21 protein-coding genes are annotated in these 24,002 nt (G+C 35.1%); 10 read left to right on the top strand and 11 right to left on the bottom strand.

Features of this window, described 5'->3' with window-relative positions; all coding sequences use genetic code 11:
- The first annotated feature begins 112 nt into the window (after positions 1 to 112).
- The 4 genes from BM371_RS12435 (at position 113) to argH (ending at position 4,736) form a co-directional block, all read left to right on the top strand.
- Complete coding sequence (locus BM371_RS12435; protein WP_034673534.1) at positions 113 to 1,087, top strand: N-acetylornithine carbamoyltransferase; 975 nt, start codon at positions 113 to 115, stop codon at positions 1,085 to 1,087.
- Between the two features lie 54 nt (positions 1,088 to 1,141).
- Positions 1,142 to 1,936: an acetylglutamate kinase gene (gene argB / locus BM371_RS12430; protein ID WP_034673536.1), complete on the top strand. Its 795-nt coding sequence runs from the start codon at positions 1,142 to 1,144 to the stop codon at positions 1,934 to 1,936.
- A complete protein-coding gene (locus tag BM371_RS12425) occupies positions 1,911 to 2,993 on the top strand; it encodes a M20 family metallo-hydrolase (RefSeq protein WP_034673538.1) in 1,083 nt (360 codons plus the stop codon). The genes argB and BM371_RS12425 overlap by 26 nt, the downstream gene beginning before the upstream one ends.
- A 438-nt stretch (positions 2,994 to 3,431) precedes the next feature.
- On the top strand, positions 3,432 to 4,736 hold the full coding sequence (gene argH, locus BM371_RS12420) for an argininosuccinate lyase (protein ID WP_051882558.1): 1,305 nt from the start codon (positions 3,432 to 3,434) through the stop codon (positions 4,734 to 4,736).
- 160 nt (positions 4,737 to 4,896) lie between these two features.
- Here argH and BM371_RS12415 read toward each other — a convergent pair whose 3' ends face one another.
- On the bottom strand, positions 4,897 to 5,358 hold the full coding sequence (locus tag BM371_RS12415; protein WP_034673539.1) for an Lrp/AsnC family transcriptional regulator: 462 nt from the start codon (positions 5,356 to 5,358) through the stop codon (positions 4,897 to 4,899).
- A gap of 243 nt (positions 5,359 to 5,601) precedes the next feature.
- Here BM371_RS12415 and BM371_RS12410 point away from each other — a divergent pair, with 243 nt between their 5' ends.
- From BM371_RS12410 to carB, 3 genes are all read left to right on the top strand, one after another.
- A complete protein-coding gene (locus tag BM371_RS12410) occupies positions 5,602 to 6,492 on the top strand; it encodes an aspartate carbamoyltransferase catalytic subunit (RefSeq protein ID WP_034673541.1) in 891 nt (296 codons plus the stop codon).
- 234 nt (positions 6,493 to 6,726) lie between these two features.
- Positions 6,727 to 7,800 (top strand): carbamoyl phosphate synthase small subunit, encoded by a 1,074-nt coding sequence (locus BM371_RS12405; protein ID WP_034673542.1) that lies wholly within the window; start codon positions 6,727 to 6,729, stop codon positions 7,798 to 7,800.
- Between the two features lie 182 nt (positions 7,801 to 7,982).
- Entirely contained in the window at positions 7,983 to 11,165 is a 3,183-nt protein-coding gene (gene carB, locus BM371_RS12400) for a carbamoyl-phosphate synthase large subunit (RefSeq protein ID WP_034673544.1), read from the top strand.
- A gap of 48 nt (positions 11,166 to 11,213) precedes the next feature.
- On the opposite strand, the gene BM371_RS12395 is transcribed toward carB, so the two are convergent.
- The 10 genes from BM371_RS12395 to BM371_RS12350 form a co-directional block, all read right to left on the bottom strand.
- Positions 11,214 to 11,507 carry a type II toxin-antitoxin system RelE/ParE family toxin gene (locus BM371_RS12395; protein ID WP_034673545.1) on the bottom strand — a complete coding sequence of 98 codons (294 nt, stop codon included), beginning with the start codon at positions 11,505 to 11,507 and terminating at the stop codon, positions 11,214 to 11,216.
- A complete protein-coding gene (locus BM371_RS12390; RefSeq protein ID WP_034673547.1) occupies positions 11,497 to 11,727 on the bottom strand; it encodes a hypothetical protein in 231 nt (76 codons plus the stop codon). Before BM371_RS12390 ends, BM371_RS12395 begins: the two co-directional genes overlap by 11 nt.
- 61 nt (positions 11,728 to 11,788) lie before the next feature.
- Entirely contained in the window at positions 11,789 to 12,571 is a 783-nt protein-coding gene (locus tag BM371_RS12385; RefSeq protein ID WP_034673549.1) for an L-fucose dehydrogenase, read from the bottom strand.
- Between the two features lie 223 nt (positions 12,572 to 12,794).
- Positions 12,795 to 13,619 carry an amidohydrolase family protein gene (locus tag BM371_RS12380; RefSeq protein WP_051882560.1) on the bottom strand — a complete coding sequence of 275 codons (825 nt, stop codon included), beginning with the start codon at positions 13,617 to 13,619 and terminating at the stop codon, positions 12,795 to 12,797.
- Between the two features lie 173 nt (positions 13,620 to 13,792).
- The gene (locus BM371_RS12375) at positions 13,793 to 14,122 is read right to left on the bottom strand and encodes an L-rhamnose mutarotase (protein ID WP_034673550.1); all 330 of its coding nucleotides are present in this window, start codon (positions 14,120 to 14,122) and stop codon (positions 13,793 to 13,795) included.
- A gap of 5 nt (positions 14,123 to 14,127) precedes the next feature.
- Positions 14,128 to 14,970, bottom strand: a complete 843-nt coding sequence (locus BM371_RS12370; protein ID WP_034673552.1) for a fumarylacetoacetate hydrolase family protein — start codon at positions 14,968 to 14,970, stop codon at positions 14,128 to 14,130.
- Between the two features lie 243 nt (positions 14,971 to 15,213).
- Positions 15,214 to 15,978 carry an SDR family NAD(P)-dependent oxidoreductase gene (locus BM371_RS12365; protein ID WP_034673553.1) on the bottom strand — a complete coding sequence of 255 codons (765 nt, stop codon included), beginning with the start codon at positions 15,976 to 15,978 and terminating at the stop codon, positions 15,214 to 15,216.
- A gap of 173 nt (positions 15,979 to 16,151) precedes the next feature.
- Entirely contained in the window at positions 16,152 to 17,792 is a 1,641-nt protein-coding gene (locus BM371_RS12360; RefSeq protein ID WP_034673555.1) for a UxaA family hydrolase, read from the bottom strand.
- 111 nt (positions 17,793 to 17,903) lie between these two features.
- Complete coding sequence (fucP, locus tag BM371_RS12355) at positions 17,904 to 19,184, bottom strand: L-fucose:H+ symporter permease (RefSeq protein ID WP_051882561.1); 1,281 nt, start codon at positions 19,182 to 19,184, stop codon at positions 17,904 to 17,906.
- A gap of 183 nt (positions 19,185 to 19,367) precedes the next feature.
- Positions 19,368 to 20,216, bottom strand: coding sequence for a hypothetical protein (locus tag BM371_RS12350; protein ID WP_051882563.1), 849 nt, complete (start codon positions 20,214 to 20,216; stop codon positions 19,368 to 19,370).
- Positions 20,217 to 20,320: 104 nt separating this feature from the next.
- Between BM371_RS12350 and BM371_RS12345 the strand changes: the two genes are divergently transcribed.
- The 3 genes from BM371_RS12345 to BM371_RS12335 all read left to right on the top strand — a co-directional run bounded on the left by BM371_RS12345 (position 20,321) and on the right by BM371_RS12335 (position 23,971).
- Positions 20,321 to 21,472: an ABC transporter ATP-binding protein gene (locus tag BM371_RS12345; RefSeq protein WP_034673557.1), complete on the top strand. Its 1,152-nt coding sequence runs from the start codon at positions 20,321 to 20,323 to the stop codon at positions 21,470 to 21,472.
- A gap of 21 nt (positions 21,473 to 21,493) precedes the next feature.
- A complete protein-coding gene (locus BM371_RS12340) occupies positions 21,494 to 23,377 on the top strand; it encodes a hypothetical protein (RefSeq protein ID WP_051882565.1) in 1,884 nt (627 codons plus the stop codon).
- Positions 23,378 to 23,446: 69 nt separating this feature from the next.
- Positions 23,447 to 23,971 (top strand): Crp/Fnr family transcriptional regulator, encoded by a 525-nt coding sequence (locus tag BM371_RS12335; protein WP_117601816.1) that lies wholly within the window; start codon positions 23,447 to 23,449, stop codon positions 23,969 to 23,971.
- The last annotated feature ends 31 nt before the right edge of the window (positions 23,972 to 24,002 follow it).

Below are 24,002 nucleotides of genomic sequence, written 5' to 3'. Positions count from 1 at the left end.
TGGCGACCCTAGCGTTAAAAACTCAGATAATATGTAAGATAAAAAATCTTTAAAATCAATTCAAAATGAAATGGATATTCCATTTGTCCATTGAAAAAATAAAAATTATCAAATGAAAAAATTCACCTCTGTAAGCGATGTTTCAAACTTACAGCAAATTATAAAAAAAGCTTTAGAAATTAAAGAAAATCCTCTTTTGGAAACCGATAAAGGAAAAGGAAAAACAATCGGACTTGTATTTTTAAATTCAAGTTTAAGAACACGTTTAAGCAGTCAGATTGCTGCACAAAATTTAGGATTAAATATTTTAACGTTAAATGCAGCACAGGAAGCCTGGAACTTGGAATTCGCAGACGGAGCCGTCATGAACGGTGATACGGTTGAGCATATCAAAGATGCTATTGAAGTATTAAATCAATATTGTGATATCATCGCAGTTCGTTGTTTTGCAGGAATGAAAAGCAAGGAAGATGATGTTAACGAAAGTATATTAAGCCAGTTTGAACAACATGCGAAAGTTCCGGTTATTTCTCTGGAATCTGCAACACGTCACCCTCTGCAAAGCTTGGCTGATTGTATCACGATTACCGAAAACTTGGGACACTTCGACAAGCTCAGTGTAAACCGTAAACCAAAAGTAGTTTTAACCTGGGCACCTCACATAAAACCGATCGCTCATGCGGTAGGAAATTCTTTCGCAGAATGGATGCAGGAAATGGATGTTGAATTCGTAATCGCCAATCCTGAAGGTTATGATTTAGATAAAAACTTTACGAAAGATGTAAAAGTAATTCACAATCAGGATGAAGCGTTGAAAGATGCAGATTTTATTTATGTAAAAAACTGGTCGTCTTTTGATGATTACGCAGCAATGCCCGAAGTGAAAGAAAACTGGATGCTGACGAATGAAAAATTGACCAATACCAATCAGGGAAAAGTGATGCACTGTCTTCCGGTTCGTCGAAATGTAGAATTGAGCGACGAAGTAATGGATGGTGAGAATTCCATCATTTATCAGCAGGCAAAAAACCGAATTTTCTCGGCTCAGGCTGTCTTCTCTGAAATTTTAGATGAATTGAATTCTTAATAACTAAACCTCATAGGTTTCAAAAACCTATAAGGTTTTCAAAAAAGGTTTGCAATGAAAAATAAATTATACATCATAAAAATCGGTGGAGCATTAATCGATGATGAAGAATTATTGAATGAATTTCTGGAGCAGTTTTCTGAAATTAAAGAAAAGAAAATTTTAGTTCACGGAGGCGGAAAATTAGCAACCACATTGGCTGATAAACTGGGCGTTGAACAAAAAATGGTCAACGGAAGAAGAATCACAGATAAAGATACGTTGGATATTGTGGCGATGGTATATGCGGGAGGGATCAACAAAAATATTGTGGCTAAACTTCAGCAAAAAAAATGTAAGGCAATAGGTTTTTCGGGAGCTGATGCGAATTTAATTAAAGCTACAAAGAGAGAACATGCAGAAATAGATTTCGGATTTGTGGGAGATATTGAGAAGAAAAGTGTCAACAAGAAATTGATCTCAAAATTGATTAAGCTTAAACTCGTTCCGGTTTTTTCAGCAATCACACACGATAAAAAAGGTAATCTTTTCAATACCAATGCGGACACGATTGCTTCCATGATTGCTCAGGCTTTATCTTCCAAATATGATGTTGAATTGTTGTATTGTTTTGATAAATCAGGAGTTTTGGAGGATGTCGAAAATCCTGAATCTGTTATAAAAAATATTTCTGAAGGAGAATTTTCTGTTTTAAAAAATGAAGGAAAACTTCACAAAGGAATTTTACCCAAGCTGGAAAACGCTCTTGGAGCCGTAAAAAATAATGTAAATAAGGTATTCTTAATCAAAGAAACCGAATTGAAAAACCATATAGAAAACCATCATGCAGGAACTGAAATCTGTTTATAGTAAAGAAGAATTACTGAATAACGCAGTGGATTTGTTGAAAAAACTGATTGAAATTCCGTCATTCAGCAAAGATGAATTTAATACGTCTGTGGAAATTGAAAACTTTTTTAAAAAGAACAATATTCCTACTAAACGTTTTAAAAATAACATCTGGGCGGTGAATAAAAATTTCGACGTTTTCAAACCATCAATTTTGCTGAATACGCATCACGACACCGTAAAACCTAATAAAGCGTATACTTTAGATCCTTTTTTAGCAATTGAAAAGGATGGAAAGCTGTTCGGATTGGGAAGTAATGATGCTGGGGCTTCTCTGGTTTCTATGACGCAGGTTTTTTTGCATTTTTATGATAAAGAAGATTTAAAATATAATTTAGTTGTTGCTTTGACGGCAGAGGAGGAGATTTCAGGTTTTGACGGAATTGAAGCTTTATTTCCCCAACTACCCAATATCGAACTTGCCATTGTAGGAGAACCAACGCAGATGAATCTGGCAGTCGCGGAAAAAGGACTTTTGGTTATTGATGGAGAAATGAAAGGTACTCCTTCTCACGCCGCTCATCCGAATAACGATAACTCAATTGTAAAATGTATGGAAGATTTGCAGCAAATTTTAAGCTTTAAATTTCCAAAAGTTTCGGATTATTTAGGTGAAGTTAAAGTTACGTTGTCGGGAATTCATGCCGGAGTTCAGCATAACGTAGTTCCTGAATCATGTGCTTTCACTTTAGATGTTAGGGTTACGGATGAATATTCTAATGAAGAGGCGTTTGAAATCATTCAATCACAGATGAAATCAACTTTAACGGCAAGATCTTTTAGGTTAAATTCTTCAAAAATCGAAATGGATCATCCGTTTATAAAAGCAGGTCTGGAAATCGGCAGGACAACTTACGGTTCGCCAACTTCATCTGATCAGGCAATTATTCCTTGTACATCGGTGAAGATCGGTCCCGGCGACAGCACACGCTCTCACACGGCAGATGAATACATATACATAAAGGAAATAGAAGAGGGAATTGATGTTTATATTAAGATCTTAGAGAAGGTTTTATAGGCTGGAAGCGGGGAGATGGATGATGGAAGTCTATGAAGCGTAAAAATATCGACTTAGGAAAATGGAGCGTTAAGAAAAATAGTTTTATGAACGTTAAGAAAATCCCACTGTTTGAGTGCGAGACAAATATTGAATCGAAGAACCAATATTCAATTCGCACGAATTTTGGGATTTTTAGAGAATAAAAATATTTTTTAGCGGAAGTTTCCAGTCTTGAATTTTTGTTTCTTTTGTTTCAAGACAAAAGAAAAATATATAATAAAAAATATTCATTTATGTCATTCAGAACGGAACGCAGTGGAATGAAGAATCTTTTTAAAGATAAAAATAGATTCCTCCTTCGTCGGAATGGCAAAATCAAATAATAAGAGAAGATAAAGCAGCTGGTAGTAAACTTCCAACACCCAGCTTCCATCTTCCAACAAAAAAAGAAATTTTATGAAAAAAATATGGCAAAAAAACGATAATGCCACCAATATATTAGTCAATACATTTACAGTCGGAAAAGATCTTGATTTTGATGAGCGTTTGGCAAAATACGATGTCAAAGGTTCAATGGCGCACTGTAAAATGTTGGCAGAAGTTGGAATTATTTCCAACGAAGAATCAAAGCAGATGTTATCTGTTTTAGCGGAGATTTTAGAAGATATCAAAAATGGGACTTTTGAGATCGATAAAAATGCAGAAGATATTCATTCTCAAATTGAATCGATTTTAATTGAAAAATTAGGCGATACAGGAAAGAAAATTCATACTGCTCGTTCAAGAAATGATCAGGTTTTATTGGATATAAAACTGTATTTAGTTGATGAAATCCGTGAAATTACAGCTTTGACTGATGAATTCTTTCAGATATTAATCAAATTAGCGGAACAGCATAAAAATGTTTTGCTTCCTGGATATACGCATTTACAGATTGCAATGCCTTCATCATTTGGATTATGGTTTGGAGCCTATGCAGAAGCGTTGTTGGATGATGTTGAAATGCTATTTTCGGTTAAAAATATCATTAATAAAAATCCATTAGGATCGGCGGCAGGTTATGGCTCATCTTTTCCGATCGACCGTGAGAGTACGACGTATAATTTAGGTTTTCAGTCGATGAATTATAATTCAGTGTATGCTCAAATGACGCGTGGAAAGTCGGAAAAAATGTTATCAATGGCAATGGCGACTTTGGCGGGAACATTAGGGAAATTTGCCTATGATGTTTGTTTATATTTAAGTCAGAATTTTGATTTCATCAGCTTTCCTAAAGAGTTTACAACAGGAAGCAGCATTATGCCTCACAAGAAAAATCCGGATATTTTTGAATTGGTTCGTGCACGTTGCAACAGAATTCAGTCGTTACCGAATGAATTTATTTTGTTGACGAATAATCTTCCGTCAGGATATCATCGGGATATGCAGCTGACGAAGGAAATTCTGTTTCCTGCTATCGATTCTTTGAAAGAATGTCTTGAAATTTTAAGCTATACTTTACCGAATATTCAAGTGAAAGATGGAATTTTGGAAGATGAAAAGTATAAATATCTTTTCAGTGTAGAAAAAATTAATGAAGAGGTGAAAAACGGAAACTCATTCCGCGATGCATATATAAAGGTAGGACAGGAGATTGAAAAAAATGAGTTTGATTTTGAAATTGAAAACTTAAATCATACCCATCAGGGAAGTATTGGGAATTTGTGTTTAGATAAAATTGAATATCAGTTTAATAAATTGAAGAATAAATTATTGGGTTGATATTTTAAACTTAAAACTTTCTTAGATGCTTCGACAATCTCAGCATGACATCTCTAATACTATCTGTTTTTATTAGCGATTTATTTGTAGCGGTGTCATGCCGAGCTCCGTCGAAGCATCTTTAAATTATTAAGCTAAATGTTTTGATTTAAATAAAAAATTAAGCTAAATCAATCTTAAACTTAGTAGATTTTTTCACCTCATGAAGCACAATAGAACTGTGATATTGCCCGATATTAGGAATATTTGAAATAACATTTACCGTAAAATCATTATAAGAATTAATGTCTTTAGCGATAATTTTAAGCATATAATCGTATTCGCCGGAAAGACTTATTATTTCCTGAACTTCATCGTGTTGCATGATGTTTTTCTCGAAAGTTTCCAGAACTTTTTTGGATTGCTCTTTCAGACGTACGTTGCAGTAAACAACAATATTTAAACCCAGTTTTTCACGATTCAGAAGACCTACGTATTTTTCAATGATTCCCTGTTTCTCCAGCTGTTTGATACGTTCATAAGTAGGAGTAAAGGTAAGACCAATCTTTTCTGAAATTTCTTTTACAGAATAAGTAGAATCTTCCTGAATAATGCTGAGAATCATTTTATCTTTTAAATCCATATAGAGAAGTTGAGTTTTAACAAAAATAATATTTAAAAATGAAAATTGGGTATTGATTGAGATTTTTAATTTATTTAAAATTTTGGTTTTGTCAGTTTGTAAAATTGTTGTATCTTTGCACCTAATGAATAACACAGTATTTATATCATTAGAATTACCGGGCGTAGACGCCCTTTACGATATTTATTTATTTTAAGCGAAGATATTTTCTTCGCTTTTTTTATGTTCAAAAATTAAGATATTATGTTTACGATTACAGAACTTAGCACCGAGAGAATCAATAGTATAGTAACAGAAGCACTGGCTTTTGCCAACGGAAAAACGGCTAAAATTGAAGGAGAAGTTTTTTGTTCAAATCTTTTCTTCGAAGACAGTACAAGAACGAAAACAAGTTTTGATATTGCCGAAAGAAAATTGGGGTTGCAGGTTGTTCCTTTTGATGCATCTCACAGTTCGGTAAACAAAGGTGAAAGTTTATATGATACGGTAAAAACCATCGAAAGCCTTGGAGTAAATCTTGTCGTAATCAGAGATAAAAAAGACAGATATTTTGATGAATTAAAAAATATTAAAATCCCTGTAATCAACGGAGGAGACGGAACAGGAAACCATCCATCTCAATGTATGCTGGATTTAATGACAATTTATCAGGAATTCGGAAAGTTTGAAGGCTTAAAAGTGGGAATTGTAGGAGATGTAAAACACAGCCGTGTAGCCAATTCAAATGCGGAAGCGTTGAGAAGATTGGGCGCAAAAGTATATTTCTCAGGGCCGGAACAGTGGTTTGATGAAGGCGCTCTGATCAACGGAACATACTTAAATGTTGATGAATTAATTAAAGAAGTCGATGTTCTTATGTTACTAAGAATACAACACGAAAGACACGATGCAAAAATGAGTTTCTCCGCTTCGGAATACCACAAAAAATATGGTTTGACGAAAGAAAGAGAAAAAGCCATGAAAAAAGAAGCCATCATCATGCATCCGGCTCCAATAAACAGAGGAGTAGAAATTGATACGGATTTAGTAGAATGCGAACGTTCAAGAGTTTTCAAACAAATGCAGAACGGCGTTTTCGCAAGAATGGCAATTTTAAAAGAGGCCTTGGAAAAAGAAGGGTATACTTTTAAATAAGAACCAAAAAGAGAGCCAAGTTAAAAGTAAAAAGAATCAAGTATTCAGCCGACCCGAAAGGGTCAAACAACAATAGCCGTGGGTGAAAACCATGGAAACAAAGAAGAAAGCCTTGTAAAGGCGACCTGTCAATAGCCATGGGTAAAGCCAATGGAATAAAATGGATAAAATAATCCAAAAAGCCCTGTAGGGGCGACCTGTTAATAACAAAATAATAAGAGATAAAAGTTTAAAATGAAGAAAAAGTTAATACTGGAGTCCGGTGAAGTGTTTCATGGAGAAGGTTTCGGAGCAGAATTGGAAACAGCAGGAGAAGTGGTTTTCAATACCGGAATGACAGGGTACCAGGAACTGATTTCTGATCCGTCTTATTGCGGTCAGATTGTGTGTATGACCTATCCATTAATCGGAAACTATGGGATTAATAGAGATGATTATGAGAGTATTGAACCGGCTATTAAAGGGCTTATCGTAAAAGAACTTTGTGATTTGCCATCGAATTTCCGTACTCAGATTACTTTAGATGAATTATTTAAAAAGAAAAACCTTTCAGGAATTTCAGGAATCGACACAAGAAGACTGACAAGAATTCTTCGTAACCATGGAGTAGTGAAAGGGAAAATCGTAAACGCTGATGCTGATGAAAACGCAGTCGTTTCAGAATTAAAAACAACTACTTTCCCAACCAATCAGGTGGAGCAGGTTTCTACAAAAACTCCTTACGCAAATCCGGGAAGAGGTTTGAAAGTGGTTTTGGTTGATTTTGGTTCTAAATTAGGAATTATCAGAGAATTATCTCAAAGAAATTGCGATATCACGGTGGTTTCTCAGGATGTAACGGCAGAAGAGATTTTACTGATGAATCCTGACGGAGTAATGTTATCAAACGGTCCTGGAGATCCTGAAGATAACCAACATGCTCTTGAAACGATTAACGGGATCTTAGGAAAAGTTCCAATTTTCGGAATCTGTTTAGGACACCAATTGATCGGTTTGGCTTGTGGAGCAAAAACGTTCAAATTAAAATTCGGACACAGAGGAGGAAATCATCCGGTTTTAGATTTAGAAAAAAATAAAGTGGCAATCACTTCTCAAAACCACGGTTATGCAGTTGATCAGGAAAGTTTGAAAGGAACAGATTTAATTGAAACACATATCGCATTGAACGACAGAACAAACGAAGGTCTGAAGCACAAAATTCACCCTTGTTTCTCAGTTCAGTATCACCCGGAAGCAAGCCCAGGTCCAGAAGATGCGAACTACTTATTTGATGAGTTCATTGAATTAATGGAAAACTTCAAAAAGTAAGACACTTAGTTTGTCATTCAGAACATAAACTGAAAGTTTACGAACGTAGTTCAGAAAGCGAAGTGAAGAATCTAATATAAAAACAGATTCCTCGATTCCTCGGAATGACAATGTGTAAAATTTAAATCTAAAATAAAAACAGTGCTAAAAGTCGAACTTTAAGCATTTAATTAAAAAGAAAAATGGCAAAACGTACAGATATAAAAACAATTTTAGTAATCGGTTCAGGACCAATTATTATCGGTCAGGCGGCGGAATTTGATTACGCAGGAACTCAGGCTTGTCTGTCTTTGAGAGAAGAAGGTTACAAGGTGATTTTGATCAACTCAAATCCTGCAACGATTATGACGGATGTTGAAATCGCAGATAAAGTATATATCGAGCCGATTTCACTTCAGTTTGTAAGTCATATCATCAGAAAAGAGCGTCCGGATGCACTTTTACCAACTTTGGGAGGGCAGACTGGTCTGAATATGGCAGTAGAATTGGAAAAATCAGGAATTCTTGAAGAATGTAAGGTAGAAGTTTTAGGAACAAAACTTTCAGCAATCAACAGAGCGGAAGACAGAGATTTATTCCGTGAACTGATGAGAGAATTAAATGAACCGGTTCCTGAATCTGACATCGTAAATACGGTTGAAGGGGCATTAAATTTCGCTGAAGAAATCGGATATCCTGTAATCGTTCGTCCTGCTTTTACAATGGGGGGAACAGGTGGTGGAATTGCCGCCAATGAAGCTGAATTAAAAGAAATCGCTGAATTAGGTCTAAAATACAGTCCGGTTACACAATGTTTGATCGAAAGATCAATCGCGGGTTTCAAAGAAATTGAATACGAAGTAATGCGTGATGCAAACGACAATGCAATTGTGGTTTGTAACATGGAAAATATAGATCCGGTGGGGGTTCACACAGGTGACTCAATCGTTGTGGCGCCTTCTCAGACGCTTTCTGACAGAGAATATCAGATGCTGAGAAACGCTTCACTGAAAATCATCAGAGCATTAGGAATTGAAGGTGGCTGTAATGTACAGTTGGCTTTAGACCCGCATTCGTTTGATTATTACATCATCGAAGTTAATCCGAGAGTTTCACGTTCATCGGCTTTGGCATCGAAAGCAACAGGTTATCCGATTGCAAAGATTGCTGCAAAAATCGCGGTTGGTTTAACGCTTGATGAAATCATGAATCCGGTTACAGGAACTTCTTACGCTTGTTTTGAACCGGCTTTGGATTATGTGGTTACTAAATTCCCAAGATTCCCATTCGATAAATTCGAAACGGCAGACAGAAGATTATCAACTCAGATGAAAGCAACAGGTGAAGTAATGGCCATCGGAAGAAATTTCGAAGAGTCTTTACAGAAAGCCATCCGTTCTCTGGAAACTGGAATCAGACATATTGGTTTAAAAACTAAGCAGGCAGAAGCTTTAACGGCAGAAGAAATCGAAAGAAGAATCAGAGTTTGTGATGACGAAAGATTGTTTATCATCGGAGATGCTTTAAGAAGAGGTTACGATTGGGAAGAAATCGTAGAATGGAGTAAAATCGACAAGTTTTTCATCTGGAAAATCAAGAAATTAATTGATTTCGAAAAAATAATTGCCGATAACAAATTTGATCTTGAAACTTTAATTAAAGCTAAAAAATTAGGTTTTGCAGATTTAAATATCGCTCACCTTTGGGAAGTCACGCAGCGTGAGGTGTATAACTTCAGAAAACAAAACGGAGTAGTACCTGTTTACAAAATGGTTGATACCTGTGCTGCTGAATTTGCCAGCGAAACGCCCTATTTTTACGGAACTTACGAGGAAGAAAATGAATCTGTGGTTACAGAAAAAGAAAAAATTGTTGTTTTAGGTTCCGGACCAATCAGAATCGGGCAGGGCGTTGAGTTTGATTACGCAACCGTTCACTCGGTTTGGGCAATCAAAGAAATGGGTTATGAAGCAATTATCATCAATAACAATCCTGAGACAGTTTCCACAGACTTCTCAATTTCAGATAAATTATACTTCGAACCGTTGACGGAAGAAGATGTGATGAGCATCATCGATCTTGAGAAACCAAAAGGTGTTGTAGTTCAGTTTGGTGGACAAACAGCCATCAACTTAGCAGATAAATTAGCTTCCTATGGAGTCCAAATTTTGGGAACTTCTCTGGAAGATCTTGACAGAGCTGAAAACAGAGATAAGTTCGAAAAAGCCCTTCAGGAAATGGGGATTCCTCAGCCTTTAGGAAAAACTTCGACTTCAAAAGAAGAAGCGATAAAAATTGCCAACGAAATCGGTTATCCGGTATTGGTTCGTCCAAGCTACGTTTTGGGAGGTAGAGCCATGGAAATTGTTTATACGGAAGCCGAATTGGCTCATTATATGGAATTTGCGGTAGATGCAAGTCCGGAACACCCAGTTTTGGTCGACAGATATATGGTTGGAAAAGAAATTGAAGTTGATGCGATCTGCGACGGTGAAACGGTAATCATTCCGGGAATTATGGAGCACATCGAAAGAGCGGGAGTGCACTCCGGAGACTCGATTGCAGTGTATCCTCCACAAAATATTTCACAAAGTGAAGTAGATACTTTGGTAGATTATACTCAAAGATTAGCGAAAGGATTGAATGTAATTGGTTTAATGAACATTCAGTACGTTCTTTTCGAAGGAAATGTATATGTAATCGAAGTAAATCCGCGTTCATCCAGAACAGTACCTTTCTTGTCTAAAATCACGGATGTTCCGATGGCAAATTTGGCTACAAAAGCAATTTTAGGTCAGAAATTAACAGATTTAGGATACAAAAACGGATTGGTTCCAAATAAAGAAGGCGTTTTCGTAAAAGTTCCTGTGTTCTCTTTCTCAAAACTAACGAAAGTTGACATCTCTTTAGGTCCAGAAATGAAGTCTACAGGAGAGGTTATGGGTAAAGATACAACTTTGGAAAAAGCCCTTTACAAAGGATTGGTTGCGGCAGGAAGAAAAGTTCCGATGCACGGTTCAATCTTGTTCACGGTCGCTGATAAACATAAGCAAGAGGCAGCTGATCTGGCATCAAGATTCCATGAAGTTGGTTTCAGAATCTGGGCAACGGAAGGTACTGCAAAATTCTTCGAAGAAAAAGGTATTCCATGCAAAATCGGATACAAAATCGGCGAAGAAGATGTCAATCTGATCGATTTAATTCAAAAAGGAAAAGTTCAGTATGTTGTCAACACAATGACCAAAGGAAAGCAGTCTGAAAGAGACGGTTTCCAGATCAGAAGAATGAGCGTTGAAAACGGTGTTCCTTGTTTAACATCAATGGATACGGTTGAAGCCATCCTAAAAGTAATCGAAAGCATGAGTTTCAAAATGGAAACAATGTAATTTTTGATTAAGATAAAGTAGAAGCGGAAGATTTTTCTTCCGCTTTTTTTATGGATATTTTTCAGGATTTTTTGATGTGTGAAAAACTCTTGAAACGACAATAATTCCAGCATTTTTATCAATAGTGTAAAATATCAGAAAAGGATACTTCTTCATTAATTTTCCATGAAAATCTTCAAACCAAATTTTAAAATAAGGATTCTTCGAAATAGTATTTAAACTAGATTTAAAATCTTTGAAAAAATTATCGGCGATTTTTTTATTGACTTTTGTTTTATAGTAAAGATAGGAATGTTCAAGATCTGCTTTTGCTTCATCAGAAATGATAATCTTAAATGCCATATTTTGAACTCATTTCATTAAGAAAAGTATCAATTTCAGTATGTTGTTCGTAGGATCTTTTTTTTATTTGACGAAGACTTTCTTTTTGCTCATCAGAAAGTTTAAAATCAGTATTTTCTTCTTCTAAAATTCCTTCAATATAACCTAAAATTCTCTCCAAAATATTTTCTGGAGCGTCTTTAAGAATTTTGTTGATGTTTTTTAATGTAGCAGATTCCATCTTTTCGTTTTAAACAAATTTATAAATTTCTTTTAACTTAAATAAAATTAAAAATGATTTATTACCCCAAACTTCTGTCCAAATGCACATATCCACCATCCACATGAATCAACTGTCCCGTCGTGTGCGAAGATTTTTCAGACAATAAAAACGCAGCCATATTCGCAATTTCTTCTGAAGTTGTCATTCTATTTTCCAGAGGAATTTTTGATGTAATACTTTTTAGTTTTTCTTCAGGATTTTCAAAAGTCGAAATCCACGATTGGTAGAGTGGAGTCCATGCTTCAGCAACAATAATGGCATTCACACGAATACTGTAAGGCAAAAGCTCAACCGCCCATTCTCTTGTTAAGGCATTTCTTGCCCCATTTGCAGCTGCATAACCAGAAGTTCCGCCCTGTCCGGTTTCTGCGGTCTTGCTGCCGATATTTAAAATGGAACCTTTGCTTTTCTTAAGATAGGGAAGTGCATGATGCACCAAAAGATAATAATGCACCACATTTTTATGATAAGAGTCAATGAATTTCTCATACGAACCATTCTCCAAACCAACACCATCATTTACACCGGCATTATTAACGATACCTTCAATTTTTCCGTATTTTTTTACGACTTCTTCAATAGCTTTTTTGCATTCTTCGGATTGGGAAAGTTCGGCGGTAATAAAATCAGCTTTTCCTCCAAGATCCTGGATTTCCTGAATGGCTTTTTTGTTGTCTTCTTCATTTCTTCCAATAATAATTGGGAAAGCTTTTTCTTCCGCTAAAACTTTAGCAATACCATTTCCGATGCCTTTTGCACCGCCGCTTACGATGATTATTTTATGGTTAAGATTTAAGTTCATAATTTTGGATTATGTTTTTTTAACGCAAAGAGCGCAAAGATTTTTTTAATATTGTTCTGCATATTTTTCGTTCGCAAAGGCGTTTGACTACGTCGAATCTTCGATTTCACTCAGCAAAGAACACGAAATGTTTTTAAAACTTATGTACTCTTATTAGCGCTCTAATGATAAACTTAAAATAACTTATGTGTTAATCTTTTGTCACTTTTGCGGTAATAAAAAATTATAATTTGTAAAATTTAACTGCATTTCCAGAATAAAAAAGTTCCTGTTCTATCTTTGAAAACTGACTTACATATTTTGAAACTATTTTCAGCCACAGTGCATAATTTCCTCCCAACAGCATCACAGGCCAGTCACTTCCGAAAACCAAACGTTTAATTCCAAATTGCAAGAAAATGAAATCCAAAGTTTCAAAAATCGATTTTTCATCAATGCTATTCCAATTTCCCTGAGTCAAAAGTCCTGAAACTTTGCAATATATATTGGGGTTTTGGGCAAGTTCGGAAATGTTAGATTTCCAATCTTTTAGATCATTAGTTTTCAAATCCGGTTTTCCGCAATGATCCAGAATAAATGGTTGATCGGGCAATATTTCCGAAAGTTTTACTGCGTCAGAAAGCTGATCCTGTCTTAATAAAATATCAAAAGTATAATCAAATTGATGAAGTTTTGAGATTCCTTCTAAAACATTTTCTTGTAATAAAAAACAGGTTTCTTCACCTTCAGCAATATGTCTAAAACCTTTAATTAATTTTTCAGATTGATAGTTTTGAAGTGATTCTTCCAATTTCTCAGAAGTTAAATCAATCCATCCCACAACTCCTTTGATGAACGAGTTTTCTTTAGCCAAACTGACCAGAAACTTTGTCTCTTCATCACTTTGATCAGCCTGAACCGCAATACATCCTTTAATCTGATTTTCATTTAAAAACAATGAAAAGTCATCGGGTGAAAAATCTCTTCTAATCGCAGACATTTCTTCCGTAATCCAGGCATCTCGAACCGGATCAAATTCCCAAAAATGTACGTGAGAATCTATAATCATTTGATTAAATTTTGTTAAATATTTACCACAAAAGCACTAAAAAGATATTCTGATGTTTATAAAATTAAAAGTTAGCAAAACCATTTATGATAAGGTGGTTACATTTGTAAACTTTTGAACTTCTATTTTCTGAAACTTTATCTTTTGAAACTTTTGTGGTTTAAAAAAATGAATTACAATGAAAACATTTTATCCATCAACTGCCACTTTTCTCCATACTTCGAATTGGGCAATTGCTGCTGAAATTTCCACATCAGCTCTTCCCATTCCTGAACTCTCGGATTGTTTTTATCGGCTTCATTTTTAGCTTCAAAAGAAAAACTGTCATCCGCCTCAATCAGCATCAACAAACGGTTTTGTACCCGATAAATTTCCATATTGTTAATTCCCGAATCCAAAATACTTTGCTTCACTTCCGGCCAGACATTTTGATGGTATTTTTCGTACTCAGCGATCAATTCAGGATCATCAACGAGATCTAAAGCAAGACAGAATTTTTTCATTCGTCTTATGCTTTTACTTTCTGTGTACTGCTTCCTAAACCATCAATTCCCAATTCAACAACGTCTCCCGATTTCAGATACCAAGGCTCAGGTTTTTGCCCCAAACCGACTCCTGCAGGCGTTCCCGTCGTGATCACGTCGCCCGGAAGCAACGTCATAAACTGACTGATGTAGCTCACCACAAAAGGGATATTGAAAATTAAATTGGATGTATTTCCGTCCTGTAGAGTTTCTCCATTCACTTTCAGCCATAAACGTAGATTGTGAATATCTTCAATTTCGTCAGGCGTCGCAATGAAAGGGCCGATCGGCGCAAAAGTATCGCAGCTTTTTCCTTTTACCCATTGCCCGTTTCTTTCCAGCTGAAATTCTCTTTCACTGTAATCGTTGTGCAAAACATATCCTGCCACATGTTCAAGAGCATTTTCTTCCGAAACATAACTCGCTTTTTTCCCGATAACAACAGCCAATTCCACCTCCCAGTCGGTTTTTACGCTGTTTTTAGGGATAATTAAATCATCATTCGGACCCACAATCGCTGAAGTCGCCTTAAAAAACAAAATCGGTTCCTGCGGAATCGGCGCATTGGTTTCTTCTGCGTGATCTTTGTAATTCAAACCAACACAGATAATCTTTGAAGGTCTTGCCAAAGGCGCTCCCAATCTTTCTTCCTGCGAAACTTCAGGCAGATTTTGGGTATGAATTTCTGCTTTTAGATTTTCAATAGCATCGCCGGAAAAAAACTTTTCATCATAATCCTTCACCAAATGCGAAACATCATATCTTTTATCACCAATAATGACTCCCGGTTTTTCCTGTCCCGGTTTTCCGAATTTTATTAATTTCATTTTTAAATTTTATTGTCTTTGAATATTTAATTTAAACGCAAAGAGCGCTAAGATTTTTTTTAATAATGTTTTGCATATTTTTCGTTCGCAAAGGCGTTTGACTACGTCGAACCTTCGATTTCACTCAGCCAAGGCACTTTGCTATCATTTGCTGAACGAAGTGCTCTTGCGAACGGATTTTATGCCAGTTTTATTTATAATCTTCGAACATTGCGTTAAAGAAAATAATCTGTAAGTTATTTTTTAATTATTTAAAGTCGTAAAACCACCATCAATAGGATAATCCACACCCGTAATAAATGAAGCTTCATCACTGCACAAATACAGTGCTAAAGAAGCAACTTCCTCTGGTTGCGCCATTCTTCCGATCGGTTGGGTTTTCGACAATTTTTCAAACATTTCTTCAATTTTATCAGGATAATTATTCTTTAAAAATCCATCAACAAAAGGCGTATGAACTCTTGCCGGGGAAATCGAATTACATCTGATATTTTCACTGATATAATCTTTCGCAACACTCATCGTCATTGCCTTTACCGCGCCTTTCGCCGTGCTGTATGCAAAACGGTCAGGAATTCCTACCAAAGCCGCAATCGATGCCATATTAATAATCACACCACCACCAGATTTTCTAATCTGCGGAATCGCAGCGAACAAACAATTGTAAACTCCTTTAATATTGACATTATAAATCCTGTCAAAATCCTCTTCAGAAGTTGTATCTGCTTTTCCGATGTGGGCAATTCCAGCGTTATTGATAAGAATATTAATTGCTCCAATCTCTTCAAAAACCGCCAAAACATCTTTCTGTTTTGAAACATCACACGCATAAACTTTTGCATTTCCCCCGGAAGATTGTATTTTTCCCAGAGTTTCCTGTCCGTTTTGTTCTGTGATTTCAATAATATGAACTTCCGCACCATTGGCTGCGAGTTGGACAGCAATGGCTTGTCCGATTCCGCTTCCGCCGCCTGTTACAATTGCTTTTTTATTTTTTAATGAAAACATTTTTATTTATTTTTTTTAACGCAAAGTACGCTAAGATTTTTTGACTACTAATTGTTTTTAAGTTCGCAAAGGCGTTTCACTTAACTAAGACCACAAAGACTTTTGTTTGTTTTCATGTTTAAGAGATGTGTAACAACCTTGGCTCTTTTTACTTTTTACCTTTTACTTTAAAACTAAAGACTTACCCCTCTTTTCCAGGGAATAAAATCATCCTGATTCAACGCTACAGCTTTAGGAATAATATTTCCACTCGCCACTTCAATACAGAAGTCTAAAATATCTTCCCCCATTTCCTGAATCGTTTTTTCACCCCGCACAATTGCACCCGTATCAATATCGATAATATCCGACATTCTCGTCGCTAAAGCCGTATTCGTCGCCACTTTAATCACCGGACAAACGGGATTTCCTGTCGGAGTTCCCAAACCAGTTGTAAATAAAATTAAAGTTGCTCCTGAAGCTGCTTTTCCTGTCGTTGCTTCCACATCATTTCCTGGCGTACAGACGAGACTTAACCCCGGTTTTGTTGCAGGTTCTGTATAATCTAAAACATCTACAACAGGGGATGAACCTCCTTTTTTGGCGGCTCCTGCTGATTTGATAGCATCGGTAATTAAACCATCTTTGATATTTCCCGGTGATGGATTCATGTAAAATCCTGAACCGACGGCATGCGCCAATTCATCGTATTCTGTCATGAGTTTAATGAATTTCTCGGCAGTTGGCTGATCAACCGCTCTGTCGATTAATTCCTGTTCAGCACCACACAATTCTGGGAATTCCGCCAGCAAAACTTTCGCTCCCAAAACAGAGAGAATATCCGCCAAATGCCCTACCGCTGGATTTGCTGAAATACCGCTGAAACCATCGCTTCCACCACATTTTACGCCTACACAAAGTTTGCTGAGCGGTGCGTCTTCCCGTTCAATTTTATTAATTTCAAGAAGACCTTTTAAGGTTTCAAAAATGGCCTTTTTGATCATCATTTCTTCACTTTCAGCTTTCTGCTGTTCGAAAACGAGTAAAGGTTTATCAAAATTTGGATTTCGACTATATAAATCTTTCTTAAAATTTTCAATCTGAAGATGTTGACAACCCAAACTTAACAATGTTACTCCTGCAACATTAGGATGGTCTGCATACGAAGCTAAAAGTTTGCTTAAAGTATCCGCATCCTGCCTCGTTCCACCACAACCTCCTGTATGGTTGAGAAACTTGATTCCGTCTACATTCTTAAAAACTCGTTCTTTTTTAGGAATATTGGATGGGGAAAAATCGAGCTCGTCCATATTTTCTCCTTTCGAAATAGCTTCAACCAATTGATGCGTGTAATTCTTATACTTTTCATCAACTGCATAACCCAATTCATTGTAAAGAGATTCTTTAATAATGTCAAGATTTCGGTTTTCACAAAAAACTGTCGGAATAAAAAGCCAGTAATTAGCTGTTCCCACATCGCCGTTTGAACGGTGATAGCCTTTAAAAGTTTTATTGATGAATTTTGAAACATCAGGTTTTGTCCAATGATAATCGACATCACGGTAATAAAAAGGTTCGGCAGCGTGTTTTGTATTGTCGGTTGTCATCCTTGTTCCGGCTGACAAATCGTACTGAACTTTACCCACCAAAACACCGTACATGAAAATCTCATCGCCGTTTTTCATATTATTCATAAAGAATTTATGCTTGGCAGGAATTTCCTCTAAAGTTTTGTATTTGATTCCTTCAAAAATAATTTCAGTATTTGCCGGAATATCCTGCAAAGCGACTAAAACATTGTCTTTTGAATTTATTTTTAAAATTAAATTGCTCATTTTTTAATATCATTTAAACGCTAAGTGCGCAAAGTTTTTTTACTATTGTTCTGCATATTTTTCGTTCGAAGGCGCTCTGCTTAGCAAAGACCAAATACTTTTATTCTTTATTTATTGTACAGATGTTTTATTTCTAAATCGTAATGAAAATAAAAACACGATGATAAAACAGAATAGAGGGACAATATAGGATAGATGAATATTCCCTGAAATATCTGTGATTTTACTTGCAATAGGCGGAATAATTGCGCCTCCGACAATTGACATAATTAATAAACTTGAAGCAGGTTTTGTATCTGAACCTGCGCCCTCAATTCCCAATGCGAATATGGTTGGGAACATAATAGACATGAAAAATGTCATTCCAACCAATGCATACAGTGTTGAAATTCCTGTTCCTGCGATAACCCAAATACTGAGAATAATACTCATAACGCTGTAAATTCTTAAAAGTTTTTGAGGAGAAATATATTTCATGAAAAATGTTCCGGCAAAACGTCCGGTCATAAATAATAATCCTGCAACTCCTGCATAATATTTTGCTTCCTGTCCAGCCATATTGATCGCATCTTCTGCAAAAACCAAAAGAAAGCTGAAAACATAAATCTGTGCGCCGATATAAAAGAATTGAGCCAAAACGCCCCAACCGACATTTTTCACGCCTAAAACCTGTAGGAAACTTTTAGTTGATTTCTCTTCACTTTCTTTTACTTCAGGTAGTTTGATGAATAGAAATAAAATCATAACCAATAGAAGAATCAATCCTAAAATTAGGTAAGGTCCTTTTACCAATGATGTTTCTGTCTGAATGTAAGCCAATTTTGCTGCTTCGCTCAATGTTGAAAGCTCTTCCTGTGATTTTGGTTCTTCAGCCAAGATAAAAACTCCGCCAATAATTGGAGCAATGGAAGCTGCTAAACCATTGAAAGATTGCGCAAAGTTTAATCTTTGAGTCGCTTTTTCCGGTGGACCTAAAATGGTAATGTATGGATTGGCAGCTGTTTCCAGAATAGCCAATCCGCAAGACAAAACAAAAAGCGCTCCGAGAAAAAATGGATAACTAATCGTGTTGGCTGCGGGAATAAACAAAAAACAACCTGCCGCAAAAAAGAATAGCCCAACCAAAATCCCGGTTTTATAACCATATTTCTGAATAATCATTCCTGCTGGAATTGCTAATAAGAAGTACGCTGCAAAAACAGACGAATCGACTAATGATGCCTGAAAATGATTCAGTTGAAAGGCACTTCTCAAATGTTTAATCAAGATCGGATCAAGATTATGGATAAATCCCCAAAAGAAAAATAAGCTTGTGATAAGAATCAGAGGAAGACCATAGTTTTTCTTTTTTGAAGCAGAAGAAACAGTGTTTCCGGAATGGGTACTATTCATTGGGTTAATTTCTAAATTTTTATAATTCAGAAAATGGTTAATCGATTGCGCATTGCATTTTTAGAATCAATCTTAATAAATTGTATTCTAATTTTTAATCATTTTCTAACTTTTTAAAAGTATAAAAAAATTAGATAGTAAAAATTAATGGGGCAGGATAGTACAAGATAGTTGAAAATTTATCTATAAAATTTTATAATATGGCTCATCAAAATATTTACTCTTCTTTATATAAACCGTTTTTCTGTCTTTATCAAAAATCCAGTTGAATCTACGCATCACATCTGCAGCAAGATAATTGGTCTTCTGATTTTTAATTTCTCCTGTAAAAAATCCGGCTGTAACATTTTTCAGAACAATATTTCCGAATTTAAAAAATGGTAAGATTCCATGTTTTGTTGTGATTGTTTTACCAGCGGAATTTTTTAATGATTTTTCACCTGTAATTTTCAGTTTTTTATCTAATGTATTCTCATCAGAAAACTGGTTGCTAAAAATCAGTCCACCCGAATAACCCGACTGTAAAAGAAAATAAGCTTCCTGCTGTTTATCTTCGATGACGACATCAGCTTCAATAAAGTATTGTCCGTTTTTCATAAAAAGATTCATTGCCCGATAATCTTTCAGATCTGGCTCTTTTTCATAACTTACAAACTGATTATTATCATAATCGATTTTAAAATATTTATCTTTAAAAATTCCTGTTCCGATTTTCCCATCGGATTCGTGACCGGAAAATTCATTGTCAAAAAACCGTATGTTTTCATATTTTTTGTTCCCGATTTGCACAGTATTTCCGTCACTCAATTCATCGGTGAATTTTATATGATCTGCATTCCGGTTTCTTTCAGGTGAAACAGAGCAATCTTCCATCGCAATCTGAAACATCAGATGAAGAGAATCTTTGTCATTCACCAATGTTTTTACAATAATGTTGTTGTGCTTGGTTAATCGAAAAGGAATCGTTTCCTGAGCATTAACAATCATTGAACTTACAATAAACGATAAAACGAAGATCGATTTTTTAATCATTTTAAAACTAAAATTTAAACAAATATAATCAATAAATTTTTCTCTATGAATTGATATAATTTATTCTTGAATTTTATCTATATTAGATTTATTAAATAAAACAAATGACGAAACATCAACATCGTGTGAACGAAGTTTATCATTTCTTCGACAACAAAGATACTGTTCTGGGTTTCAGAAAGCTTCTCGATTGTGCTATGGATACACAAAACATGCAAATTTATAAAGAAGCCATTGAATTGACGGACTGGAAAGAAAAGTATCCGACTTACACCGAAGAGCTCATTGAAAAATCAAAAAACCTTCTTCAGAAAATCGAAAAAATTCCTGTTCATGAACATTCTCTGGAAAAATCTGTGCTTCGGGCAAGAAATATTCTGAAATCTTACGGAAGCAATCGCTTTTCGTTGGGTCCGGTTTCTGTGGAAATTAATAAAGGACAGGTTTATGGTTTGGTAGGTGAGAACGGAAACGGGAAAACGACACTTTTAAGAATTTTGGCTAAAGAAATTTCTTTTAATGAAGGTGAACTCAATTACTCATTCAATGTTGAGCCGAAAGATGAGTATGATCTTCGTACAAAGCTGGTTTATATTCCGCAGCGAACCGAAAAATGGTATGGAAGTCTTAAGGATAATTTGAAATTTGTTCTCTCAAATTACGGCGTAAAACCTGAAGAAAATGAAACACGAACTTTGATGATGATCGCCCGTCTCGGATTGTGGAATTACAAGCATCTGAAGTGGAGCGAGCTTTCTTCCGGTTACAAAATGCGTTTCGAACTGGCGAGAACACTTCTCAGACAGCCTGAAATTCTTTTACTCGACGAACCGTTGGCAAATCTCGATGTTTTGGCGCAACAAGTAATTCTGGAAGATTTAAAATCGATTGCCAATTCTGTGAACAATCCGATTGCCTTGATTTTGAGTTCACAGCAATTGTATGAAGTTGAAAAAGTTTCGGATAAGGTAATTTTTCTGAAAAATGGTCAGTACAAAGACAATTCTGAACTTCAGAACGCAGAAAACAGCCATTTAATCATAGAAATTGATACTCCGGAATCACGCGAAAAATTATTGGAAGTTTTCAAAGATTTTAATCTCGAAAAGCTGAATTTCAATGGGGGAGTGTATGTGGCTTATTTCTCTTCAGAAACCGAGTTTTATGATGTGATTTCTGCTTTGGGAAATGCCAGAACCGAATTGGTATACATCAGAAATATTTCATCTTCTACAAGAAGGTTTTTCGTTAATTAATCTTCATTAATTCCAATTAAAATGCAAAAACTCAATACATTCAACAAATATCTGCTCGAAAAATATCCTACCATCTGGAATACGAAAATCGTATGGATGCTTTTCGCGGCTTTAGCAGCGCATATCATCTTTTTTGTGATTGGCTACCTCTCTCATATCGATCCTGTTTCTTTACAGAAATACAGTGTGAAAAACGATTATTATCAGGATGGAGTCATTTTTATTCATCTTATAATATCAATTTTGCTGCTTGTAGGCTGGCTTCTGATGATGTTTAAAAACAACTCGTTCAAAAATTTCTATCCTTCTTCAAAAGGAAAATTATTTGGTCAGTTTGTACAATATTTCATCATTATTTTTTCGTGTACGACATTTTATTTTTCTTATATGACTGGCTTCAGAATGTTTATCAATAATAAATATTCTGATCAGGAAATGGCAAAAAACATTGATGTTATCAACCGGGCGACGCCTTTTCTTTCTCAAAATATTGAAGATTACACGTTAGAAAATAGGCTGTATCCGAAACCTTTTTATGATCTTTATTGTGAAACCAATGTTGATGATGCAGACCGCAACAAAAAATATTTCGTTTACTATAACCGTGTTTATCAGTTCTATACTATTTATTCTAAAACTTCTTACAAAAAGTATAATAAGAAAAATTTTATTATGCCTGAACCTGAAAGATCGGCAAAAACGGTAGAAGCTTATAGTGAACAAAAAGAAAACTCAAAGATTTATTATTTTAAGAAAGATGTTGTAGACCTTTCATCCTATATCAAAACAACAAAGCCAAGCTATTATAACTTTTCGAATATATTTTATGATTCCGATTTATCAGATTCATATGCATATAGTTATACAGATATTGAGTACAACAAAGATTATCCTGATCCGATACTCAAAAAAAGAAAGGCTGTTATTAATGAAAAAACAGCTCTGTTGCTAAATAAGAAAAATCCTGCCGAGTTGGAAAAGCTTTTAACTGATTTTATTGCCATTTCTAAGCAATTCAGAGTCAAAAACAATCTGGATGCAAAGATCTGGACCAAAATGATTTTTTCTCCAAATAATCCTGATTTTGAAGTAAGATATTTCATGAAAGATTATGAACCGGGAAGAACTAATGACTATGATTATTCTGCTTCTGATGAAGCTCAGACAGCTGAAGTTTATGCAGATTCTACCGCTGCAACTGTAGATGAAGAAGGTAGAATTGTAGATGACAGCATCAAAATAAGAGCCTTCAATCCTGAAATCAATAAACAGATTGCTCCGGATAAGTATTTTAAAAATAATCTTACAGATTATTATTACAAAACCGAGAACATGAAAGATTTGCTGAAGAATGTTGATTCGGTGAAAAAAGAAGATTTCTTTTCAGAAAATGTTCATATTTATTTGTGGATCGCATTTTTCTTATCGACTTTTATCTTCAGCTTTAGAATTACAGGTCTTAAATCGTTACTTTTCAGTGTTATCAGTGCGGGAATTTTAGTTTTATCCGTTGTATTGCTGACTGTTTTTTATTCTTTTTCTTTAAACGGGAAAGAAGAATTTTTTGCATCTCATGTAACGCTTTTGGTTTCAATTGTTATTTTGTTGATTCCTTTATTCATGATGAATAAAGTAAGGAAACTGGTTTCTTCGATCTTCGTGAATATTTCTATGAATTGTTTCGTATTGTTTGTACTTCTCATATTTGTGATCATTTCTATGTATCAGAGGGATGCTTGCGGCGGTACGGTATACAATTCTGAAACGGGAGCGGTTTATGAAAACTGCATTACAATCATAGAATCACTTGGTTTTATGCTGAGCTATATCATTTTGATCTTAGGATTTATTTTTATGTATTTCTATACAGCGATTCTTCAAAAATGGAAAGCGATGCCCGAATAGATTTCCTTTTTTATAATTTTAAACCTCATATATTTTTATGAGGTTTTTATTTAATTTAAAATTCAGATTGTGAATATTATTCAGACTTTATTGGATGCAGATTTGTTTCAAAAGAAAAAAATAATCAATAGGCATTATTTTCTGACGTTGGAAGGTGATATCGATAGCAATATTTATTTTATTGAAAAAGGAAGTGTGAGAATTTTTATCCGAGATGAAGATCAGGAAAGAGTGATCCGATTCGGTTATAAAGAAAATATTATTGTCTGCCTTGATTCGTTTTTATCTGAAAAACCAACCGATTTTTATATTCAGGCAATTAAAAAAACTGAAATAAAAATTGCTACCAAAAAAGATTTCTACAGATTCATCAAATCATCAGATGAAAATTTAAAATTATGGTCAGTTATTTTGGAAGATTTGGTTTTGCAACAGATTGAAAGAGAGAAAGACTTATTAATCAATTCTCCAAGAGAACGTTACGAAAGAGTTTTAAAGAGAAGTCCGCAGCTTTTTCAGGAAATTCCCAATAAACATATTGCCAACTATTTAAGGATGAGTCCGGAAACTTTATCAAGGCTTAAAAAATCTTGATTTCAGTCAATATTTATCGTTTTATGAAACC

The sequence above is a fragment of the Chryseobacterium formosense genome (assembly GCF_900116415.1).
GTDB classification, from domain to species: Bacteria; Bacteroidota; Bacteroidia; order Flavobacteriales; family Weeksellaceae; genus Chryseobacterium; species Chryseobacterium formosense.
Note: the sequence above shows the minus strand (reverse complement) of the source record. Positions and strands in the feature narration are given on the sequence as shown.

Excerpts from the sequence above, each read along its gene's own strand:
- BM371_RS12390 (WP_034673547.1), bottom strand. The coding sequence starts at position 11,727 with ATGGAATCTGCTACATTAAAAAACATCAACAAAATTCTTAAAGACGCT.
- BM371_RS12435 (WP_034673534.1), top strand. The coding sequence starts at position 113 with ATGAAAAAATTCACCTCTGTAAGCGATGTTTCAAACTTACAGCAAATT.
- BM371_RS12405 (WP_034673542.1), top strand. The coding sequence starts at position 6,727 with ATGAAGAAAAAGTTAATACTGGAGTCCGGTGAAGTGTTTCATGGAGAA.
- BM371_RS12345 (WP_034673557.1), top strand. The coding sequence starts at position 20,321 with ATGACGAAACATCAACATCGTGTGAACGAAGTTTATCATTTCTTCGAC.
- BM371_RS12415 (WP_034673539.1), bottom strand. The coding sequence starts at position 5,358 with ATGGATTTAAAAGATAAAATGATTCTCAGCATTATTCAGGAAGATTCT.
- fucP (WP_051882561.1), bottom strand. The coding sequence starts at position 19,184 with ATGAATAGTACCCATTCCGGAAACACTGTTTCTTCTGCTTCAAAAAAG.
- BM371_RS12380 (WP_051882560.1), bottom strand. The coding sequence starts at position 13,619 with ATGATTATAGATTCTCACGTACATTTTTGGGAATTTGATCCGGTTCGA.
- argB (WP_034673536.1), top strand. The coding sequence starts at position 1,142 with ATGAAAAATAAATTATACATCATAAAAATCGGTGGAGCATTAATCGAT.
- carB (WP_034673544.1), top strand. The coding sequence starts at position 7,983 with ATGGCAAAACGTACAGATATAAAAACAATTTTAGTAATCGGTTCAGGA.
- BM371_RS12410 (WP_034673541.1), top strand. The coding sequence starts at position 5,602 with ATGTTTACGATTACAGAACTTAGCACCGAGAGAATCAATAGTATAGTA.
- BM371_RS12340 (WP_051882565.1), top strand. The coding sequence starts at position 21,494 with ATGCAAAAACTCAATACATTCAACAAATATCTGCTCGAAAAATATCCT.
- BM371_RS12365 (WP_034673553.1), bottom strand. The coding sequence starts at position 15,978 with ATGTTTTCATTAAAAAATAAAAAAGCAATTGTAACAGGCGGCGGAAGC.
- BM371_RS12375 (WP_034673550.1), bottom strand. The coding sequence starts at position 14,122 with ATGAAAAAATTCTGTCTTGCTTTAGATCTCGTTGATGATCCTGAATTG.
- BM371_RS12350 (WP_051882563.1), bottom strand. The coding sequence starts at position 20,216 with ATGATTAAAAAATCGATCTTCGTTTTATCGTTTATTGTAAGTTCAATG.
- BM371_RS12360 (WP_034673555.1), bottom strand. The coding sequence starts at position 17,792 with ATGAGCAATTTAATTTTAAAAATAAATTCAAAAGACAATGTTTTAGTC.
- BM371_RS12395 (WP_034673545.1), bottom strand. The coding sequence starts at position 11,507 with ATGGCATTTAAGATTATCATTTCTGATGAAGCAAAAGCAGATCTTGAA.
- BM371_RS12425 (WP_034673538.1), top strand. The coding sequence starts at position 1,911 with ATGCAGGAACTGAAATCTGTTTATAGTAAAGAAGAATTACTGAATAAC.
- BM371_RS12385 (WP_034673549.1), bottom strand. The coding sequence starts at position 12,571 with ATGAACTTAAATCTTAACCATAAAATAATCATCGTAAGCGGCGGTGCA.
- BM371_RS12370 (WP_034673552.1), bottom strand. The coding sequence starts at position 14,970 with ATGAAATTAATAAAATTCGGAAAACCGGGACAGGAAAAACCGGGAGTC.
- argH (WP_051882558.1), top strand. The coding sequence starts at position 3,432 with ATGAAAAAAATATGGCAAAAAAACGATAATGCCACCAATATATTAGTC.